The organism is Olleya sp. 1-3 (assembly GCF_002836085.1).
GTDB lineage: Bacteria > Bacteroidota > Bacteroidia > Flavobacteriales > Flavobacteriaceae > Olleya > Olleya namhaensis.
Genome location: NZ_PJBW01000030.1, coordinates 1 through 730, shown reverse-complemented (window position 1 = coordinate 730; position 730 = coordinate 1). Strand labels below are relative to the sequence as shown.

The window sequence follows — 730 nt, the reverse complement described above, 5'->3', positions numbered from 1 at the left end:
GTACTTCACAACACCAACAACTGATTTAGTAGCTAATGTATTAGTAAATGATAATGATATTGAAGGTGATAATCAAATAGTAACGGCTAATACAGACCCTACAAATGGTATAGTAACGATAGAAGAAAACGGTGACTTTACTTATACTCCTAACCCAGGATTCTCCGGTACGGATTCTTTCACTTATACTATTTGTGATGATAATGCTGACCAAGCTTGTGATACAGCTACAGTTTATATTACAATTGATGGTTTAGCAGGATTAAATGTTGTGAAATCTGCGGTTAATGCTAATGGAAATGACTGTATTGTAGCTGGAAATTTAGTAACATACATATTCACAGTTACAAATCCTGGTGATTTACTTATTAACTCTATAACAATTGCTGATACGTTATTAGGTGGTGATATTACTGCTGATGTAACTTTGACAGGAGACACCAATAACGATGGTTTACTTGATCCTTCTGAAACTTGGGTTTATACAGCTCCAAATTATACCGTAACACAAGAGGACGTTGATACCGGTATAATCACGAACAGTGTTACAGTAAGTGGATTAGAGCCTGACGGAACAACAAGCATAGAAGCAAATGATACATACGTAATTGATGAAAACAACACAGAGTTAACTTTCTGTACGCCTACTAATGGTTTAAACATTGTTAAGTCGGCTGCAATTGCAAACGGTGAAGTGTGTTTAGTAGTTGGTAGCGAAGTAACATATACG

Annotated in this window: 1 protein-coding gene; it reads left to right on the top strand. The window is 35.8% G+C overall.

All coding sequences use genetic code 11. The features are described from left to right. Positions 1-730: Ig-like domain-containing protein (locus CXF54_RS12915; RefSeq protein WP_198551071.1), on the top strand; the 730-nt coding region annotated here is incomplete at both ends.